Below are 20138 nucleotides of genomic sequence, written 5' to 3'. Positions count from 1 at the left end.
ATGTATGTTGCACCGCGAACGGGATCGCGGCTGTTGCTTGGGACGACCTTATACGATTTTGGGTCCTTTGTGCCAGAGTACAAACGCGACACCGTTCGTGACTATGGATTGTCAACTGATCCCATGATCGGTATAGCTGTATTCATAGAGAATTATGAGAGAATTCAGGGCTTGGGCGAGACTCTGAACGGTGAATACCGGCTCACGGCCAACGAACGGAAACAGTTCGATACGGTCGCCAGCCAAAGGAGAGAGGCCAAATGGAACGGGAATCCATGGAATTTGACGTGGTCGTTGTTGGCGCCGGTGTATCCGGTCTGTCAGCGGCCATCAAGCTGATGCAACTCGCCCAGGAACAGGAAAAAGAAATCACCGTCTGTGTGGTTGAAAAAGGTTCCGAGGTCGGCGCACACACCCTTTCAGGGGCCGTGATGGAGCCGCGCTCGATCAATGAACTTTTCCCGGACTGGAAAGAACGCGGCGCGCCGCTGAACGTGCCGGCTGGCGAAGACCAGTTCATGATGCTGAGCGAAACTGGCGCTAAAAAGCTGCCGACCCCGCCGCAGATGCACAACAAGGGTAACTATATTGTCAGCCTTGGCAATGTCTGCCGCTGGCTTGGCGAACAGGCAGAGGCCCTTGGTGTTGAAGTTTATCCGGGCTTTGCTGCCGCCGAAGTTCTGTTTAACGAAGACGGATCGGTCAAGGGTATCGCCACCGGGGACATGGGCCTACAACGCGATGGCACGCCGGGTCCGAACCATGAACCGGGTATGGAACTGCATGCCAAATACACCTTCTTTGCCGAAGGGTGCCGTGGATCGCTGTCTGAACAGCTGATCAAGAAATTTGATCTGCGCAAAGATTCCGATCCGCAAACCTATGGCATCGGCATCAAGGAACTTTGGGAAGTTGATCCCGAAGTCCACAAGGAAGGCCTGATCCAGCACACCGTTGGCTGGCCGCTGGACAAGGACACCTATGGCGGGTCGTTCCTGTATCATCTTGATAACAATCAGGTGGTTGTTGGTTTCGTGATCGGTCTTGATTACGAAAACCCGCATCTCAGCCCGTTTGATGAATTCCAGCGTTTCAAGACGCATCCGGAAATCCGCAAGATTTTCGAAAATGGTCGTCGCATCTCGTACGGCGCACGTGCGCTGAACGAAGGCGGTTTCCAGTCGATCCCCGATCTTGTCTTCCCGGGCGGCTGCCTGATCGGCTGTTCGGCCGGTTTCATGAACGTGCCGAAGATCAAGGGTTCGCACACCGCAATGAAGACCGGCATGCTGGCCGCCGAGGCCGCGTTTGAGGCCCTGACGGTCGATGAAGTTCCGGCAAAGATGGAAAGCTACCCGCAGCGTCTGAAAGACAGCTGGGTCTATCCGGAACTGCACAAGGTCCGCAACATCCGCCCGAGCTTCGCCAAGTGGGGCTTCTGGGGTGGCATGGCCTACAGTGCGGTTGATACCTATCTGTTCGGCGGCAAGGCACCCTGGACATTTAAAAACCATGCGGATCATGCCTGCCTGAAGCCAGCAGCAGAAATGCCAAAGATCGACTATCCGAAACCGGATGGGAAAATCAGCTTCGACAAGCTGTCATCGGTCTTCCTGTCGAACACCAACCACAGCGAAGATCAGCCGATCCACCTGACGCTGAAAGATGCAAGTGTTCCGGTCAACACCAACCTTGCCGTCTATGACGGGCCAGAGGCACGTTTCTGCCCGGCCGGTGTTTATGAATTCGTCGAAGACGAAGACAATGGTGGCAAGCGCCTGCAGATCAATGCGCAGAACTGCGTGCATTGCAAAACCTGCGACATCAAGGACCCGACCCAAAACATCGTTTGGGTCGTGCCCGAAGGTGGCGGCGGACCTAACTACCCGAATATGTAAGCCTTTTCGGCTTTCCTCATACAAATAAGGGCCGCTTCTTGCGGCCCTTATTATTTAGTGTGATGAATTGATCACTTGGTCATTTGATCATTCTGGCGCATAGCCAAAAGCAACCGGCGGATTTGCCGCGGTTTCGGTCCAGACACTTTTGGGCTGCATATATTCCATCAAGCCTTCCTTGCCGCTGGATCGGCCATAGCCACTCTGTCCAAACCCGCCAAATGGCGACATGACATTGATGGTCTTATAGCTGTTAATCCAGAACGTCCCGGCCCGCACATTGGCGGCCACCCGGTGCGCGCGATCCACCGCGCCAGTCCACACCGCACCGGCCAGGCCAAATTTGCTGTCGTTGGCGATGGCAATGGCTTCGGCCTCGCCCTCAAACGGAATGACCGAAACGACCGGTCCAAAGATTTCGTCACGCGCAATCGACATATCGTTGCGGACATTGCCAAGAACCGTCGGACGCAAGAAATACCCATCGGCGCAAGCGCCCCCATCCGGGCGGACACCACCTGCAAGAATATCGGCCCCTTCGGCACGCCCCGCCGCGATCAGGCGATTTACCGTCTGGTACTGGGCATCATTGTTGATCGGGCCAATCTGGGTTGCGGTATCAAGCGGATCGCCCACAGGAATATGATTGGCACCCGTAACCAGCATTTCCTGGAACTGATCTAACACAGAACGCTGGACCAACAGGCGCGAACCGGCAACACAGCTTTGCCCGGCTCCGCTAAAGATCGCGGCCTGCGCGCCAGTCACGGCACGCTTAAGATCGGCATCTTCGAACACGATATTTGCCGACTTGCCGCCAAGCTCAAGAACACAAGGCACGATATTCTGGGCGGCTTGGGCCGCGATAATAGAACCGGTTTTGGGCGATCCGACGAAGACGACCTTGCGGGTGGCATCGTGGGTTGTCGCCGCAACACCCGTGGTATGGCCCAATCCTGCCAGTACGGAAATCACCCCATCAGGCAAGCCCGCCTTTTGCGACAAAACGCCAAGCGCAACAGAGGTCAGCGGCGTCATTTCCGACGGTTTAAGAACCGCCGCATTGCCCGCACACAAGGCCGGGGCCAACTGCCAACCTGCCGTAAAGATCGGCGCGTTCCAGGGCGTTATTTGCGTAACAACGCCATGTGGCTCGGGACGGGTATAGTTCAGATGGCTGGTCGGGACCGGGATCACATCGCCATGAAGCTTGTCCGCCCAACCGGCATAATATTCAAACATCTCGGCGACTTTAAGCACCTCGACCCGCGTATCGCGGATCGGTTTACCGGCAGAAACGCATTCCAGAAGTGCCAGCTGTTCAAGATGATCGCGGACCTGGGCTCCGATTTTCCAGAGAATACGGCCGCGTTCCGCCGCCGTCATCGCCCACCAGACACGCTGCCCGGCAACCGCCGCCTTCATAGCGGCATCCACGACATCGCCACCGGCATCCTTGAAAGTCAAAAACGCCTTGCCGGTTGCAGGATCGATCAATTCGACATCATCGCCGTTGCCCGGCATGATCGCACCATCGACCCAACTGCCAACAACACCATCGGCAAAGAACGGTGCCATGGCCTTGGCATAGTCACGCGTCATCAGTTTATCTGCGCTGCTCATTTTCATTCTCCTGCCTTGGCGGTGTTGGTGTTTGCAGTCAATTCGGTGATGCGATTGAAATCCATGTCATCGGAAAGCGCCGCTGCACTGTCCTGCCAAATCTGTCCGGCCAGTTGACTGACCGGAAGCGCCACGTCCTTTTGCGATGCCAAGGCCATGGCAAGGCGCATGTCCTTGCGCATCAACCCCATGGTAAAACCACTGTCAAACTGCCCGGAAAGAACCCATTTCGGATAATTGACTTCGCTAACAGCACTGCGCCCTGAACCGGCATTAAGTGCGGAGATCAGGTAGTTGGTATCCACCCCGGCCGCCTTGCCCAGTGCGACTGCTTCGCGCATGGTCAAAAGATGGGTCGCAACAAGCATGTTGTTGATAATCTTGACTGCGTGGCCGGCACCTACTGGGCCAACATGGGTAATCTTGCCACCCAGAACTGAAAGGATCGGCATCGCCTTGGCAAAACCGGCATCATCGCCGCCAACCATCATGGTCAATTGCCCACTATTGGCCCCAGCCGGGCCACCACTGACCGGCGCATCAATCAGGACATGACCGATCACACGCAAAGCCGCGTCAAGTTCACGGGTCACATCGGGTTCAGACGTTGTCGTATCAATGATCAGGCGCGGCGCAAGACCACAAGATGCAAGGCCACTATCCCCGGTCAGAACGGTTTGCACGTGGCGTGCTGTCGGCAAGGAAAGGATGATGGTCTCACAGGCGCTAAAAAGTTCCTGCTGGGTGGCAACGATGGTCACACCATCGCGCGCAGCATCCGCCTGGCGTTCGACGGAAAGGTCAAACCCGGTTACAGCGTGGCCCTCGCGCAAAAGTGTGCGCGCCATACCAAGTCCCATATTTCCAAGCCCAATGACCCCGACGGTTCCGCTGTCATTGATGTGTGTTTGTGTCACGATTGCTGCCTCTTTGCTGCTTTGGGGTCGTTACGCGCTGTATCAAAGGTGACAATCTTCGCCTTTGAACGCCCTTTTCCGCCCTTTTCTGTTTTGATTTCCTGATCAACTTCCGGCGGAAGCACCGCTGTTTCAAGATCAATTGCCGGAACATGTTGTTGCCGAAACAGCAACAGATATGCTCTGATTACGACATCGCCCCACAATTCGAAGCCCCGATATGAAGATCGATGACAAACCTCTCCGTTATTTTTTGGCTGTTTTCGAAGCTGGCTCGATCCGGACTGCTGCCGAGAACTTGCGCATTGCCCCCTCGGCGATCAGTCGACAGATCTCAAGCCTTGAGGCGCATCTCAATACGCTTTTGATGGAACGCACCAAACGCGGGATCATCTTTACCGAAACGGGGCATATGGTTGCGGCGCATGCACGCAAGCGCATTGAAATCGACGAAGCATTTGCAGTTGATCTGGCCGCCGCCCGTGGCGCCATTGCCGGGACGGTGCGCATCGCAACCGGGGAGGGCTTTGTTGTCGATCTTGTCAATCACGTGATCCGCCCGCTGCGCGACGAGTTCCCCGATATTCGGCTTGAAGTCGATGTTGCCGGAACCGAGAAGATCACCCATGGCATTCTGCGCGATGACTATGATCTGGGGCTGGTTTTCAACCCGCCGCGCACGCCGGAGCTTGAATTACTTGCCGAAAACCACAGCCCGCTTTGCGTGCTGGTCCCGCCGGAATTTGCCCTTGCCTCCAAGCAAAGCTGCAAACTGAATGAAACGCTGAATTATCCGGCCGCCTTGCTGGATCAAAACTTCGGGGTGTCCAAACTTTTGGCAAATGCCGATCCGGGAAATCGTGTTGCGCGGGATGCTTTTCTGACCGCCGATTCGATCAATGTTGCCATTCACTTTGTCCTGTCGGGGGGCGGCATTACCTATCTGCCCGCGTTTGCGGTATCACGACAACTACGCAGAGGAGAAGTCGTTGCCATCCCGATGACCGATCCCTTCCTGGCGCGTGTTCCCTCACACTTGCTGGTGCGCAAGGAGCGCCCCAAAACCGCCGCAGTGCGGGCTGTTACAGGCATGATCCGCGATCGGATGGAGGCATTTGGCTCCGCCTGGTATCCCGAAGAACATGAATAACCTTGAGTGACTTGTTGCCATTTCGGCAACAGAAGCATCCCAAAATGGCACTTGCCCATGAATCGGCATGTTCCCATTCTCGGTCGGAAATTCCGGATCTAAAAATGGCAAAACGATGAATTTTGCGTCGCCGGATTTTACAGGGATGACAAGGCGCGTTTGGTTTCCCGCAACAATGGGAAAGGTGTCCTTGCGTCGTAAACGCCACTGTCTGTCAAGGAGACTGGGAAATGAATGCGCTTCGGGGACAAATGGGGCTATGGAAGCTCCATTTAGCCGTTATCATTATCGGGGCAATCGCCGAGCTGATCGGCATCCGCAAAATTCCGTTGGGAATTGGGGCAATCCTTCTGTTGCCGCTGCTTTATGCCTTTATCATGGCAGCCCTTATGAATCCGAATGTCATGCCGAAATTTGGCAAGTTCATCGGTGAAAAAGAAGTCAAGGCGGCCTCACCGCTGATCGTCATTGCGATCATGCCGTTCATCGCCAAATTCGGAACCACCATCGGCCCGGCAATCGAAACCATCATCGAAGCGGGTCCTGCGCTGTTGCTGCAGGAACTTGGGAACCTCGGCACGATTGTGCTGGCATTCCCGCTGGCGGTTTGGGGCCTGAAAATGGGCCGTGAGGCCATTGGTGCAACCTTCTCGATTGCACGTGAACCGAACCTTGCCATCATTGCCGACCGTTACACCCTCAAAAGCCCGGAAGGTGCGGGTGTCATGGGCGTTTATGTGATCGGCACGCTTTTCGGCACCTTCATTTTTGCCATTCTGGCGTCGCTGTTTGCCAGCATTGATGTTTTTGATCCGCGCGCGCTTGCAATGGCATGCGGGATCGGCAGTGGTTCAATGATGGCGGCCTGCACCGGTGCGCTGACGGAAGTTGTCCCTTCCATGAAGGACGAAATCCTTGCACTTGCCGGGGCGAGCAACCTTTTGACCTATGCAACGGGTCTTTATGCCGGACTGTTTATTGCTCTTCCGATCGTTGAAAAACTCTATAACGCGACGGCTGGTAAGCGTGACCTTGCCGCTGCTGACAACAAGGGGGCTTGATCATGTCTGATAGCGTTGTTGCAAAAGAAACCACCCGCCCGAAAATTGATCTTGTCGATCATGCCGTCGTCCTGATCATTGTCTGCCTTGTCGGACTGGTGATGAACACAGTCGGACCGGCGATACCTTTGATGGACGGATTTATGGGCATGATCGTGATCTATTTGATCTCGATGGTTGGCCTTATCCTGACCCGCTTTGCGCCGTTCTATTTGCCAAGCGTTGCATGGATTTCGTTGGTCGGCATTGTCGCGACCCTTCCCTGGACCCCGGGTTCGGAATGGATTGTCGCACAGGCCAAGTCGGTTAACTTCCTGGCCCTTGCAACCCCGGCGCTTGCCTATGCCGGCTTTGCGATTGCCAAAAAGGAAATCGAAGTTGCCAAACATTCCGGCTGGAAACTCGCACTGGTTGCCTGCCTTGTCTTCCTTGGCACCTATGCCGGTTCGGTTCTTGTTGCCGAAGCGATCCTGAAGCTTCAGGGTATCTGATCACATCTTGTAACCGGGACCATCTGAAACATGGTGGTCCCGGTGTTAAGTTACCGGGTTCACGCCCGCACATATCATCCAAAATCGAGTATGCAGATGTCTGTCCCTTCTTGCTCCCTTCATCCTCGCGCCACTGAACTTGTCGATGAATTCATCAGTTGGCGTCACCATCTGCATGCTCACCCTGAAACCGCATTTGAAGAAAACCTGACCAGTGCCTTTGTCGCAGAAAAGCTGAAATCCTTTGGCTTGGAAGTCAAAACCGGCATCGCCAAGACAGGCGTTGTCGCAACCCTGCATGGCAACAAAGGGGCTGGAAAGCGGATCGGGCTTCGCGCCGACATGGATGCACTTGATATCCATGAAACAACCAATTTGCCTTATGCGTCAAAGCATCCGGGTAAAATGCATGCCTGTGGCCACGATGGGCACATGACCATGCTGCTTGGTGCCGCCAAAATCCTTGCTGAAAACCCGGATTTTGCCGGAACCGTCGATTTTATTTTCCAGCCTGCCGAAGAAAACGAGGGCGGCGGACGCGAGATGGTCAACGAAGGCCTTTTTGACAGCCATCCGGTCGATACGGTTTATGGCATGCATAACTGGCCGGGCCGCGATATCGGCACCATGGCCGTCAAGGCCGGCCCGATGATGGCAAGCTACGACGTGTTTGAAATCGTGATTGAGGGTAAAGGGTGCCACGCGGCCATGCCCCATCTCGGACATGATCCGATTACGACAGCAGGTCAGGTTTTGCTGGCACTGCAAACCATCGTTGCGCGCGAAATCAATCCTTTGAAAAGCGCTGTCATTTCGCCCACGCAGATTTTCGGCGGTGACACATGGAACGTAATCCCCAATACCGCGACCATTCGCGGCACTGTGCGCACATTTGATCCTGATATTCAGGATGTTATCGAAGCGCGTCTGGTCGAAACAGCCAAACACACAGCACGGGCCTTGGGCTGCGATGCCCGCGTGAATTATCAACGCCGCTATCCGGCAACAATCAACAGCCCGGCAGAATCCGAAATCGCCCTTTCGGTGGCATCGAAGATTGTCGGCGTAGATCAGGTGGACACCAATCCGGAACCGTCCATGGCCAGCGAAGATTTCGCCTTCATGCTGAATGTCAAACCGGGTTGCTATATCTGGCTCGGCAACGGCCCGACGGATGGCGACCGGTTGCTTCATAACGCCGCATATGACTTCAATGATGACGCAATCACGCATGGTGTCAGCTATTGGATTGCACTGGTCAAAGAAGCCCTGTCTCGGGACTGACGACATATTATCCTGCGCTTCGTATTCCCGTGTCATTGATCGCATTCAAAGATAGCCGTTTGCTGTTGTTGCAAATGCTTTGCCTTATAATTGCCGACTGAGTAGGCTAATCCCGAAATTCACTATGGCGATGCGACAGATCTGGCATCGCCGAACCCGAATTGCGGACGCAGGAAAAGCCTTTGAAACGTAAATTGTTACATCTCCTCATCCCGATGACGGCTATTGCGCTTTCGGCCTGTGGCACCATGCCACAGAACAGCGACGATGCCGTTTTCGAGTATCCGCAATCCAACGGGTTTTCGGGCAACTTCCTGGCGGGCAAGGCTGCCCAGATGGAAAGCCGGTCCGACTACGCTGCGCAATATCTTTTGCGCGCCCATCAACTCGACCCAGACAATGCCGAGCTGCGCCGCCGTGCCTTCCTGGCATTGATCAGCGACGGGCGCATCAGCGATGCCGTCGACATTGCCACCAGCTTGCAATCCGAAAACGATCAGGACCTGTTTGCCGCCCTGACCGTGATGGATGCCGCCATTCGCGAAGATCGCTATCAGGATGCGCTTGATATCGTCTCAAGCCTGCCCGAACGGGGCATCAATGCCCTAATTGCACCGCTGGCAAAGGCCTGGCTTTACACCGGCCTTGATCAAAAAGACGCGGCAATGACCGCCCTTGATGGCATGCAGGGCAATGGCGCGCTTAACCCGCTTTCGGAATACCATCGCGGTCTGATCCTGGCGCATTTTGGTGATTTTGATGCCGCCGAACGCGCCCTTGCCAGTGCTTATGGCGACCCGGCCGACGCGCCGCTTCGCGCCGCCGAGGCCCTGGGCGCCGTCTATGAGCGCAAAGGTCAGGTGCAAAAGGCATCCCTTCTGTATGAAAGCTATATGGATCGGCATCCGCAATCGCTTGCCATGCCGTTCCATCTGGCGCGGCTTGACCGCAACGAACCACCCATCGCAACCATGCTGACCCCGGCAGAGGGTCTGGCAGAGGCCTATCTCGATATCGCCACCCTGCTTAGTCAGGAAAACGCGGTTGATCCATCCTTGCTGATGGCGCGCTATTCGCTGTCGCTACGTCCCGATGATGACATTACCCGTCTTCTGGTTGGCGAAGTGATGGAAATTCAGAACCGTTTTGAAACGGCAATTGAGGTTTACAAAGGGATCCCGCGCTCATCCCCGCACAGCTGGAATGCGCGGCTTCGCACTGCCTCAAGCCTTGAGCAGATTGGCCGTGCGGACGAGGCGATTGATATCCTCAAAGACATGGTCAGCGAACGCCGCGATCGCCCGGATGCGCTGATCCAGCTTGGCGACATCCTGCGCATTCAGCAACAATATGGCCCGGCGGCAGACGCCTATGACAAGGCGATTGAACGGCTTGGTGGCCAGACCCAGGTTGGCTGGCGGTTGCTGTATCGTCGCGGCATTGCCCATGAACGTGCCGGTGACTGGGCCAAGGCAGAGGCAGATTTCCTTCAGGCGCTCGAAGTCGAACCGGAACAGCCCTATGTGCTCAACTATCTTGGTTATAGCTGGGTTGATATGGGCATGAATTTCGATCAGGCCGAAGACATGCTTAAACGCGCTGTCGAATTGCAGCCTGATGATGGCTATATCGTCGATAGTCTGGGGTGGGTTTACTACAAACTGGGCCGGTTCGAAGATGCGGTCGAACAGCTTGAAAAGGCGGTCGAACTGAAACCCGACGATCCGACCATCAATGATCATCTGGGGGATGCCTATTGGCAGATCGGGCGCTATCACGAGGCCCGATTCCAGTGGCACCGTGCCCTGTCCTTCAATCCGACCGAAGAACTGCGCAGTACCGTCGAAGCCAAAATCAATGGTCAGGTACCAAGCGTGGCCCCGACCGTCGTAAACTGACGCATTTGGGAAGAAACGTTCATGTCTGCGACCTATCGCCAGCAGGCACCTGCCAAGGTTAACCTGTTTTTGCACGTCACCGGCAAACGCGATGACGGCTATCACCTGCTTGAAAGCCTCGTCTGCTTTACCGCATCCGGCGACGTAGTGAGTGGTGAGGTGCGCGATGATGGCGCCATCACCCTTTCGATCACAGGCCCCATGGCCGCCAACCTCGCCCTTGAAGACACCAGCGACAACCTTGTCATGCGTGCCGCCCGGATGCTCCAGGCCGAAAGTGGCACGACACAGGGGGCCGACCTGATCCTTGATAAGCGATTGCCGATTGCATCGGGCATCGGTGGCGGGTCGGCGGATGCGGCTGCGACGATCCGGTTGCTGTGCGAGATGTGGAAACTTGATCTCGACGAAGACACCCTTTCGCGTATTGCCCTGTCGCTGGGGGCCGATGTCCCGGTTTGCCTGCATGGCAAAAGCTGTCTGATGTCGGGCATTGGCGAAGAAATCACCGCACTGCCCGACCTGCCGTCCGTCCCGATGGTCCTGATCAATCCCGGCAAGGCGGTTTCGACACCAGAAATCTTCAAGGCTCGCGCCGACGAGGGTTTCAGCCCAACCGACGCATGGGATACCAAGCAAACCTTTCAAAGTGGTGCTGCGCTTGCCGATGCATTGTCGGAATGCGGCAATGACCTGACGCTGCCGGCCACCGGTATCCTTCCGGAAATTTGTGATGTGCTAAATGCGCTTGCCCGTGAAGAGGGATGCTTGCTGGCCAGAATGTCAGGCAGCGGTGCGACGTGTTTCGGAATTTACGACACAAACGATCAGGCTGAACGTGCGGCAAATGCCATTGCGGCACAGAACCCGGACTGGTGGATTTCGCCCACCCATATCCTGACGGAAAAGAGCCGCGAGCAGGCAGATATGGGCGCGGCCTTCCCCGACTGAGCGCGAGATAAAAAAACCTTCAAATAGAGGGTTGCACTCTTGTCATGAGGGCGCTATTTTCCGCGCCACGCACGCTGATGGGGCGTGGCCAAGTGGTAAGGCATCGGTTTTTGGTATCGTGTACCGTAGGTTCGAATCCTACCGCCCCAGCCAAGACAAACCGCTTTGAGGTTTTCCTCAAAGCGGTTTTCTTTTGCCTGCTTCTTCCAAGGGAAATTCAGTGAACGTGCTACCCTTTATTCCCGCTTTCGGCATGTCTTTGACTGATGCATCGCGCATGTTTGCCTTAAACCCAATCAATACGCGCTTGAGTTAAACCCTCAATTCTGCAACCTTTAGTTCCATATGAACAAACTAAAATAAAGCATAGGAACAGCGTTATGGCGCAACATGTGTTCTTCCCAACCGGCAGACTAAACGATGCTCAAATCATGAAGTTGATGAGAGCTATTGTTGAATCCTTCGGCCGACTGCAAGAGAGCTGTCGATTTGGGAATGTCACACTTGATTTAGCGGAACTAGAATCAGTTGTAGGAAAGAAGAAGACTTTCTCAATTGATGCTGTCGATCTCGTCACGGATGTACACAAGTTCACAATATATTATCGGCGCGGAACCACACCGACACCGCCAAATGGGCAAAACCAAAACATTAACATCAGAGTACCTTCTCCTTACTTTGACGAAGTTATTGTTTTACCGGGCCAAGGCGGCAGTGCGGTTACTCCCTCTGCTACAGATATACATGGCCTTACTCAGCTAATTAATGCCCACTTGATACTGAAAACCCCTGATGCTGGAGACGGAAAAGCCGGAAGCGCTATCGATATCCTTCAGGCACAGCTTGCTGACCTTAGCGCACTTCAAACACGGATGGTTGAAGAGTCCGCCGCTGAGCGGGCAGCATTCGCTGAAGAGCGACGGAAAATTTCCGATGAAGTGCAGGAGGAAATCCGATCCAAACGCACAGAATACAAGAACTATATTGATCAAGAAGAAGCTCGAATAAGCGAGCTTGAGCGGAAAGTCAAAGCCAAGCAAAAGGAGCTTGATGATCGTGACCATATGCATGTGCGTCGACAACTTCGCGAGAGCATTACAAGCGAGATTAGTGATCGCGTTGCTGGATCCTTGTTACCAAAAGAAACAAGCAACCTGAACATTGCGATTTGTGTAGGCTCGTTTTTGATCGCCTGCGTAGCTGGCTATTTTGCGCTATCGAGTTTCGCTAGCTTTGACAATCTCATTACCGCTGCAGCTGAACAGTCCAGCCAAAGCACTAACTCAAATTTCCAAACATGGTTGATTGCCGAATTTCTCAGAGGATCTCTGTCATCTTTCGCCTGCATTGGCTTTCTTGTCTACACGGTTAGCTGGCTTAGACGAACCTATATTGCCAACGTTAAGGTCTCTCAAGATCTCCAGAAATACTCATTGGATATCAATAGAGCAAGTTGGACGATTGAGACAATTATGGAGATGACAACCAAAGAAGGCCGTGTACTTCCTGATAGATGGATTGATGGCGCATGCCACGGCCTTTTCCAAACAAGTGAGCAGGATCACGCCGAGATCACTCCAATGGAGGCCTGGACAGCATTGCTAAGCGGTGCAGCGAGAGTTCAACATGGCCCCCAAGGTACTACACTCGAACTAAGCGGCAAAGAGGCGAACAAAATGGCGCGGTCGAAAAAAACGTAAACTGCTCTGATGCAGTTCCTGTTTGCTCTGACACTAACGAACCAATCAGGACTGCTTGGATTGGTGCATGGCTATGCTGGCGCGCGACACCAGTTTATCAAGCGTATCGCCAGCCTCCGCAATGCCAAGGCCGATGCTGAGTGTAAGCTTCGGGTGTGCGCTTCCGGCCTCGAAATCCTCGGCACCAACGCGCTCTGTCAGGCGTTGTAGGTAGTTCAATGCACCTGCGGCCCCGGTTTCAGGCATCAGGATAATGAATTCCTTGTCGCTCCAGCGCGCGATGACATCGGTTTCGCGCTTCATGCCCGATGCCACCTTGGCAAACAGTTTTAGCGCGGCATCACCGGCATCATAGCCAAAGTTCTCATTCAGGTTCTTGAGATTGTCGAAATAGACAATCCCGATCACAACCGCATTGCCATAACGGTTTGAACGTTCAAGCTCGGTTCGCAAGATGCCTTCCATGTAATGGCGATTGTAAAGCCCCGTCAGGGGATCGGTATTGGCAGAAAGCTCGATATCCTTGCGCGCCTGATCAAGTGCCTTGCGATCATGGATATGGGCAACCGCCTGCCCGATTGAGTCGGCAAAAAGCTGCACCAGATCGATATCATGCTTGGTAAAGGCCTTCACCGGTACGGGGCTGCCGAATGCAAGGGTCCCGATGCATTCGCCTTCGACAACAATCGGTGCGCCAAGATAGGCGGCAAACCCGAATTTTTCGCCGGCCGGATGCGATCCCAGTTCGCTTTCACTGACATCATGAAAAGCAAAGACTTTGCTGGCCGAAATAACCTGACTGCAGAATGTCTCATCAAGATCGAATTCCATGCCCGGGGTCAGGGCATTTTCCGGATGGAACACCTGTCGAATTTCATAGGTCTGTTCGCCAATCGCACTAAAGATGCCGACTGGCAGACCAAACTGCTCAATACCGAGCTTCAGGATCGCCTCAACACGCTGTTCGAACATTTTGGCCATTTCGCCCTGATGATCGGTCTCAAACTCGGTGGTCATGTGATTTCCCATTTTTTGACTGGCACGGCTTTGCGCAAAAACGCCAGTCATAAAGCCTTGTTATAGTGCGACAATTAAGTCCGATAATCGCATGCGGCAAATTCTAAACCGTAAGCATACCAAGGCATAGGCCATTCTTATGATTGGATAATATTTTTCTGATATGACCGGCTCGGTTATCCGGATTTCGGCCGTGCTGTCATCTGGTGCAAAAGGGCTGCCCCCCGCAAACCGCCATCCCGGGCATGGGCGCCGGGCACCACCAGCGGCCCGTCATAGCGCCCCAGGGCATGCTTTCGCACCCGGGTGTCAATCTCTGCGATCAAGGCGGTCTCGGATGCCAATCCGCCGCCCACCGGGACACAGTCCGGATCGAGAACATTAACCATCAGTGCCAATTCACGGGCAACCAGATCACAATAGATGCCGATAACCCGTGCTGCCTTGTCATCCCTGGCCAGCCATGCCGTTGTGATGTCGTGGCTTGCAGGTGCCTGATCATGGAGTTGCGCGTAAATCCGTTCAAGCCCGCGCGCCCCGCCCCAGCTATCAAGGCATCCTGTGCGCCCGCAGCCACAGGCAACCGCCGACAGGCCATGTTTAACGAGGCTACCGGTGACATCATTGCCATGCCCCCATTCGCCACGGATACCGCTGTTACCGCCAACGAACTGACCATCGAACACAATTCCGCCACCAACCCCGGTACCAAGGATAATGGCAAAGACGGTTCGGGCGTTTTGGGCGGCACCTGTTGTTGCCTCGGCCAAGGCAAAACAATCGGCGTCATTTTCGACCAGAACAGGACGGTCCAGTATGGCTGAAAGCTCGGCCGCCAGTGGCCAATCCTTGATGGCTGGAATATTGGCAGAAATAACCGACCCGCTTTGCGGATCCATCCCGCCGGCAAGGCTGATGCCAACATCGCATCTGCCATATTGCTCATCGGCCTCGTGCACAAAGCTCGCCAGGATTTTGACAAAGGCATCGCGGTCATCACGCGGTGTCGATGCCTTGCGATGAAGCATCATCGCCCCATTGGCATCAAAAACACCGAACTCGATATTCGAGCCCCCTATGTCAAAGGCATATTGCATGCTGCACTTTCCACGAACTGTCCTGCTATCGGGATACACCAGCCTAGAGTACGTCGCAAAAAGAAACGGCACCAGCCGGGTCAGGCAGGTGCCGTTAATGTGTTCAAAGATCGCGTGAGCCTAGCTACGCAGGCGTGCCGCCAGATCGTCATACGAAGGCATCTGATCGACAGGACCAAGCGCCGTCACGGTCGGTGTGCCATCCAGCAATGCCTTGCCCGAACGGCGCACGCTTTCAAGGTCAACACCGTCGATCTTTTCAACGATTTCTTCCATGCTTTGCGGGCGGCCGAAAATCTGGATCTGACGGGCCAGTGTTTCACAGCGACCGGAATTGCTTTCCATCGCCATCACCACAGATGCCTTGAGCTGCGCACGTGCACGTGCGACTTCTTCTTCGGTCAGATCCTCGGTCGCGCGGACCAGTTCATCACACATGACCGGCATCAATTCGCCAACGTCATTGGCACCGGTCCCGGCATAGATCGAGAACAAGCCACCATCAACATAGTGCGACGAGAAGCTATAGACCGAATAGACCAGACCGCGCTTTTCACGGATCTCCTGGAACAGACGTGACGACATACCACCACCCAGAAGGGTGTTGAACACCTGAAGGTCATAGAAGCTGTCATCGGTGTAGGACACGGTCGGCAGACCAAAGATCACATGCACCTGTTCAAGCTTGCGGTTTTCGATCCTGCTGCCGCCTTCGTATTTAAGCGGCTCCATCTCGTGATCTTCATGGGCCGGAAGGCTGTCGAATTTCTTGGCGACCATATCGACAACGCGATCATGTTCGATCTTGCCCGATGCAGAAAACACCATGCGTTTCGGGCTGTAGCGGCGTGACATGAAATCAAACAAATGATCACGGCTGAGCGACGATACATTTTCCGGACTGCCAAGGATCGAACGCCCCAATGCCTGATTTGGCAGGGCGGTTTCCTGGAAGTAATCGAAAATGATGTCGTCAGGCGTGTCATTGGCCTGACCGATTTCCTGCAGGATGACCTGACGTTCGCGTTCAAGTTCCTTCGCATCCAGTGTGGAATGCTGAAGGATGTCGGCAATCACATCAATCGCCAGTTCCTGATCTTCGTGCAGGACTTTGCAATAATAGGCCGTGTTCTCGCGCGAGGTATAGGCATTCATCTGCCCGCCAACTGCTTCGATTTCTTCGGAAATCTGAAGCGCGGAACGACGACGCGTGCCCTTGAACGCCATATGCTCAAGCATATGAGAAATGCCGTTAATGTCGGGCGTCTCGTTACGCGCCCCGACATCAACCCACGTGCCCAAGGCAACCGACTGCACATGATCAAGGCGGTCAGTCGCGACAATCATTCCATTGTCAAGCTGGGTGAGCTCGACTGTCATATAGCATTACTCCTGTTTCGCATTCTTTTCCCAACCATGGCTGGTCTTCAGGCTGCACGCCGGTTCTTGCGGACATGCGCCATCAAGGCCGCCACATCGTTGGACATTGGTTCGACCTTTTCAGGTCGGTCATATAGATCAGAAAGACGCGGCGGCAAGTCCGGGTAGATGCCCGACGCCTGCTTGACCGCATCCGGGAATTTCGCCGGATGTGCGGTTGCCAGGGCCACCATCGGTACCGATTTGTCGCGATTGCACTGACGGCCTGACACGATACCGATCACCGAATGCGGATCCACCAGTTCGCCACTGGTTGCCAACACATCCTTGATTGCGGCTTTCGTTTCTTCGTCATCCAGTCGATAGCCATCGAAATGTTCGCGCGCGCGGCCAAACTGGCCCTGCGACATTTCCATAACACCGGTTTCACGGAACTTGGTCAGCATCTCGGCAATCGCAAGCCCGTCACGGTCATAAAGATCAAACATCAGGCGCTCAAAATTCGAGCTGACCTGAATATCCATCGAAGGGCTGAGCGACGGCTCAACGCCTTCCATCTTCATGGTCCCGGTTTCAAAGAAACGAGCCAGAATGTCATTGCGGTTGGCACCAACCACGAATTGTTTGATCGGAAGGCCCATCTGCATGGCGGCATAACCGGCATAAACATTGCCGAAGTTGCCCGACGGCACCGAGAAGGAAATTTCGCGTTCCGGCGAGCCAAGCTGCACACCCGCCCAGAAGTAATAGACGATCTGGCACATGATGCGCGCCCAGTTGATCGAGTTCACTGCCGACAGGCCAACCTCATCGCGGAAGCCATGGTCGTTAAACAGCGCCTTGACCAGATCCTGGCAATCATCAAACGAACCTTCGACCGCAATATTGTGCACATTGTCCGAAAGGATGGTCGTCATCTGACGACGCTGAACTTCCGAAACGCGGCCTTTGGGATGCAGGATGAAGATGTCGATATTTTCACGATCCCGGCAGGCCTCAATCGCGGCCGACCCGGTATCACCCGACGTCGCCCCAACAATCGTGATCCGCTCGCCGCGTTTGGCCAGAACATGATCAAACAGGCGACCAACCACCTGAAGCGCATAGTCCTTAAACGCCAGCGTCGGGCCATGGAACAGCTCCATTACCCAGTCATTCGGGCCAAGCTGTTTGAGCGGCGCGACGGCTTCGTGATCAAAGCCGCGATAGGTATCTTCAAGAATGGTCTTAAGGGCGTCGTCATCAACAGTGCCGGCAACAAACGGCTGGATGACTTTGAAGGCCACTTCGGCATAAGTCAGAGTTCGCAGCGCATGAATGTCATCCTTGGAAAAGGTCGGCCATGTTTCGGGAACATAAAGCCCCCGTCACGGGCCAGACCGGCAAGAAGAACTTCATCGAACTGCAAAACGGGGGCGCTTCCCCGCGTGCTGACATAGCGCACTAGACCTGCTCCTGCATAAGGCGAATATCGGTTGCGTGCATTTGGGCACAAATCGCCCCCAAACAACACGCCAAAGCCTGATTTAGTGAGGGTTTGAGCAGATATAGTCAAGGGACAATCCAGCAAGCCTGCCGTGCTTTACGCATTATCGCGCAAGCCACGGCCCCACCCCGCATTCAGCCCACCCTAACCGTCAAGCGGAATGCCATGTTCCTTGAGCTTTGACTCAGCCAATGCCGCCCGGCGCACAACCGTGCGGTAGTTGCCCAAAAGGATTCGCAACACGGCTTTGATAAACCGGTCCGACCCCGACATTTTCTTTTCAAACGTTTGGCGGCTGATCGCGATCAAAACGGTACGTTCTTTCGCCCGGGCAGAGGCCATGCGCGGCTGATTATCGACAAGTGCAAGCTCACCAAAAAGACCACCGGCCTCGATCGATCCGAGAATAACCTCTTTGCCTTCGCCCAGCGTCTTGAATATTTCGACTTTGCCTTCCTGCACGACATAGGCAGCGTTTCCAGGCTTTCCTTCCCGGAAAATAACCTGATCGATGGCAAAGACCTGCCGGTCCATCACCTTCTTGTTGCCGTCGGTTATGCCCATGTGTTTGCAGAGCCCATGAAAGGTTTGGGAACTTCTTGTCCCGAGGATCGATGGCCGCGTGTATCACCGATCAATAAATCAATGCTAGCAGATTGCCGGGCCCATTCAATTGAATTTACTGACCGTACCTATTCTCAAGATGGGTCCTAAAGGCATCCACGCCAAGGGGCTTTCCGGTCGCGGCCTGAAGGATGGCATCGGTGGATTTGCTTGAGGCCTGACTGTGAATGTTTGCGCGAAGCCAGCCCATCAACGGGGCGAAATCACCACGCGACAGTGCGTTGGGTATTTCAGGGTTGGATTCCTTGGCCGCGGCAAAGATTTGCGCTGCGGCCATCGCCCCTAACGTATAGGTCGGGAAATATCCCCATGCACCCGATGGCCAGTGGATATCCTGCATGCAGCCATTGCGGTCATCTTCGGGGACAATGCCCAGAAGTTTTTGCATCAACTCGTTCCAGGCGCCCGGCAGATCGACAAGCTTCATGTCGCCTTCGATCAGCGCGCGCTCCAACCGATAGCGCAAGATCACATGTGCGGGATAGGTCACCTCGTCGGCATCAACACGGATCAGGCCCGGCTCAACGCGGGTATAGAGGCGATGCAGGTTTGCTGCCCCCCACGCGGCGCTGTCACCGCCAAAGGCTTCCTTGAACACCGGTCCGGCATAGGTCAGAAACTCTTCTGACCGGCAGGCCTGCATTTCCACAAGCAGCGACTGGCTTTCATGCATGGTCATACCGCGCGCCTTGCCCACCGGCTGGTTTTGCCAATCGGCGGGCAATCCGCGCTCATACATGGCATGACCGGTTTCGTGCAGAACCCCCATGATGGCCGAGGTAAAATCATTCTCGTCATAGCGCGTGGTCAAACGCACATCTTCCGGAATGCCACCACAGAACGGATGATGGGAAATGTCCAACCGTCCGTGGTCAAAATCGAAACCAACCGCCTTCATCAGATCAAGGCCAATCCGGTTTTGGGTTTCAACCGCGAACGGACCGGTTGGTTTAACCGGCTTATCTTCGGATTTCTGGCGTTCGATCACATCGGCGGTAAAATCGGGCAGGAAGCTCTCCAGCTCGGCAAACAGGCTATCGATCCGATCAGAGCGCATCATTGGATCATACTGATCAAGCAACGCATCATATACCGAGGTGCCCAATGCCTCTGCCTTGGCTTTGCCAGCCTCGATCGACAGATCAAGCACTTCCTGCAAGTGCGGCAGGAGCCCTTTGAAATCGTTGTCGGCGCGCGCCTTGCGCCATGCCACTTCACAGCGGGTTTCCGCCCGTGACATTTTCTCCACCAGATCGACTGGCACCGCCGTGCCATGAACCCAGGCGCGCTTCATCTCCGCCAGATTGGCCTGCTGCCAATCGTCAAGGCGCTCGCTTTCCGCACTGCTGATCAGATCACCCAGATCCGGCGCATTGATCAGCTCGTTTTCCAGAACACTCAATGTCGCAAGCTGTTCGGAACGGGCATCTGCACCGCCGTCTGGCATGATCACAGCCATATCCCAGTGCAACATCCCGCCAATACCGGACAGGACACTCATACGGTGAAAACGGGCTTCGAGCTTTTTATACGCTTCGGTCATGGGAACTCCTGCGCGGGC

General features: G+C 54.8%; 15 protein-coding genes, 1 tRNA gene and 1 pseudogene. 9 read left to right on the top strand and 8 right to left on the bottom strand.

Translation table 11 applies throughout. The annotated features are described in order from the left end of the window. The first annotated feature begins 260 nt into the window (after positions 1 to 260). Entirely contained in the window at positions 261 to 1898 is a 1638-nt protein-coding gene (locus tag DY252_RS04395; protein WP_064787490.1) for an electron transfer flavoprotein-ubiquinone oxidoreductase, read from the top strand. 87 nt (positions 1899 to 1985) lie between these two features. Here the strand turns inward: DY252_RS04395 and DY252_RS04390 are convergent, their stop codons facing one another. Together DY252_RS04390 and DY252_RS04385 are read right to left on the bottom strand one after the other, a co-directional pair. Beyond that, complete coding sequence (locus tag DY252_RS04390) at positions 1986 to 3521, bottom strand: aldehyde dehydrogenase family protein (RefSeq protein ID WP_231959619.1); 1536 nt, start codon at positions 3519 to 3521, stop codon at positions 1986 to 1988. 2 nt (positions 3522 to 3523) lie between these two features. Next, a complete protein-coding gene (locus DY252_RS04385) occupies positions 3524 to 4438 on the bottom strand; it encodes an NAD(P)-dependent oxidoreductase (protein ID WP_082923345.1) in 915 nt (304 codons plus the stop codon). 220 nt (positions 4439 to 4658) lie between these two features. On the opposite strand from DY252_RS04385, the gene DY252_RS04380 reads away from it, so the two are divergent. From DY252_RS04380 to DY252_RS04345, 8 genes are all read left to right on the top strand, one after another. Further along, positions 4659 to 5588, top strand: a complete 930-nt coding sequence (locus tag DY252_RS04380) for a LysR family transcriptional regulator (RefSeq protein ID WP_008889214.1) — start codon at positions 4659 to 4661, stop codon at positions 5586 to 5588. A gap of 230 nt (positions 5589 to 5818) precedes the next feature. Continuing rightward, positions 5819 to 6649, top strand: a complete 831-nt coding sequence (locus tag DY252_RS04375; protein ID WP_008889213.1) for a DUF3100 domain-containing protein — start codon at positions 5819 to 5821, stop codon at positions 6647 to 6649. Between the two features lie 2 nt (positions 6650 to 6651). Next, positions 6652 to 7140, top strand: a complete 489-nt coding sequence (locus tag DY252_RS04370; protein ID WP_008889212.1) for a hypothetical protein — start codon at positions 6652 to 6654, stop codon at positions 7138 to 7140. Positions 7141 to 7236: 96 nt separating this feature from the next. Next, entirely contained in the window at positions 7237 to 8424 is a 1188-nt protein-coding gene (locus tag DY252_RS04365) for a M20 aminoacylase family protein (protein ID WP_064788243.1), read from the top strand. A 182-nt stretch (positions 8425 to 8606) separates the two neighbouring features. Beyond that, a complete protein-coding gene (locus DY252_RS04360) occupies positions 8607 to 10322 on the top strand; it encodes a tetratricopeptide repeat protein (RefSeq protein ID WP_064787492.1) in 1716 nt (571 codons plus the stop codon). A gap of 21 nt (positions 10323 to 10343) precedes the next feature. Continuing rightward, positions 10344 to 11273, top strand: a complete 930-nt coding sequence (locus DY252_RS04355) for a 4-(cytidine 5'-diphospho)-2-C-methyl-D-erythritol kinase (protein ID WP_064787493.1) — start codon at positions 10344 to 10346, stop codon at positions 11271 to 11273. Between the two features lie 78 nt (positions 11274 to 11351). Next, positions 11352 to 11426, top strand: a tRNA-Gln gene (locus DY252_RS04350). 227 nt (positions 11427 to 11653) lie between these two features. After that, positions 11654 to 12973: a hypothetical protein gene (locus DY252_RS04345; RefSeq protein ID WP_064787494.1), complete on the top strand. Its 1320-nt coding sequence runs from the start codon at positions 11654 to 11656 to the stop codon at positions 12971 to 12973. A 45-nt stretch (positions 12974 to 13018) separates the two neighbouring features. Here the strand turns inward: DY252_RS04345 and DY252_RS04340 are convergent, their stop codons facing one another. From DY252_RS04340 to DY252_RS04315, 6 genes and pseudogenes are all read right to left on the bottom strand, one after another. Beyond that, on the bottom strand, positions 13019 to 13990 hold the full coding sequence (locus DY252_RS04340) for a sensor domain-containing diguanylate cyclase (RefSeq protein WP_165374892.1): 972 nt from the start codon (positions 13988 to 13990) through the stop codon (positions 13019 to 13021). A 176-nt stretch (positions 13991 to 14166) separates the two neighbouring features. Continuing rightward, the gene (locus DY252_RS04335) at positions 14167 to 15087 is read right to left on the bottom strand and encodes an ROK family protein (protein ID WP_064787496.1); all 921 of its coding nucleotides are present in this window, start codon (positions 15085 to 15087) and stop codon (positions 14167 to 14169) included. A 120-nt stretch (positions 15088 to 15207) separates the two neighbouring features. Beyond that, positions 15208 to 16467, bottom strand: a complete 1260-nt coding sequence (locus DY252_RS04330; protein WP_064787497.1) for a M16 family metallopeptidase — start codon at positions 16465 to 16467, stop codon at positions 15208 to 15210. 47 nt (positions 16468 to 16514) lie between these two features. After that, positions 16515 to 17911 (bottom strand): annotated as a pseudogene (gene thrC, locus DY252_RS04325) (threonine synthase). A 186-nt stretch (positions 17912 to 18097) separates the two neighbouring features. Beyond that, positions 18098 to 18517: a cyclic nucleotide-binding domain-containing protein gene (locus DY252_RS04320; protein ID WP_063088567.1), complete on the bottom strand. Its 420-nt coding sequence runs from the start codon at positions 18515 to 18517 to the stop codon at positions 18098 to 18100. Positions 18518 to 18632: 115 nt separating this feature from the next. Further along, on the bottom strand, positions 18633 to 20120 hold the full coding sequence (locus tag DY252_RS04315) for a carboxypeptidase M32 (RefSeq protein WP_064787499.1): 1488 nt from the start codon (positions 20118 to 20120) through the stop codon (positions 18633 to 18635). Between the last annotated feature and the right edge of the window lie 18 nt (positions 20121 to 20138).

The organism is Thalassospira indica (assembly GCF_003403095.1).
In the GTDB taxonomy this organism is placed as follows: Bacteria; Pseudomonadota; Alphaproteobacteria; order Rhodospirillales; family Thalassospiraceae; genus Thalassospira; species Thalassospira indica.
Note: the sequence above shows the minus strand (reverse complement) of the source record. Positions and strands in the feature narration are given on the sequence as shown.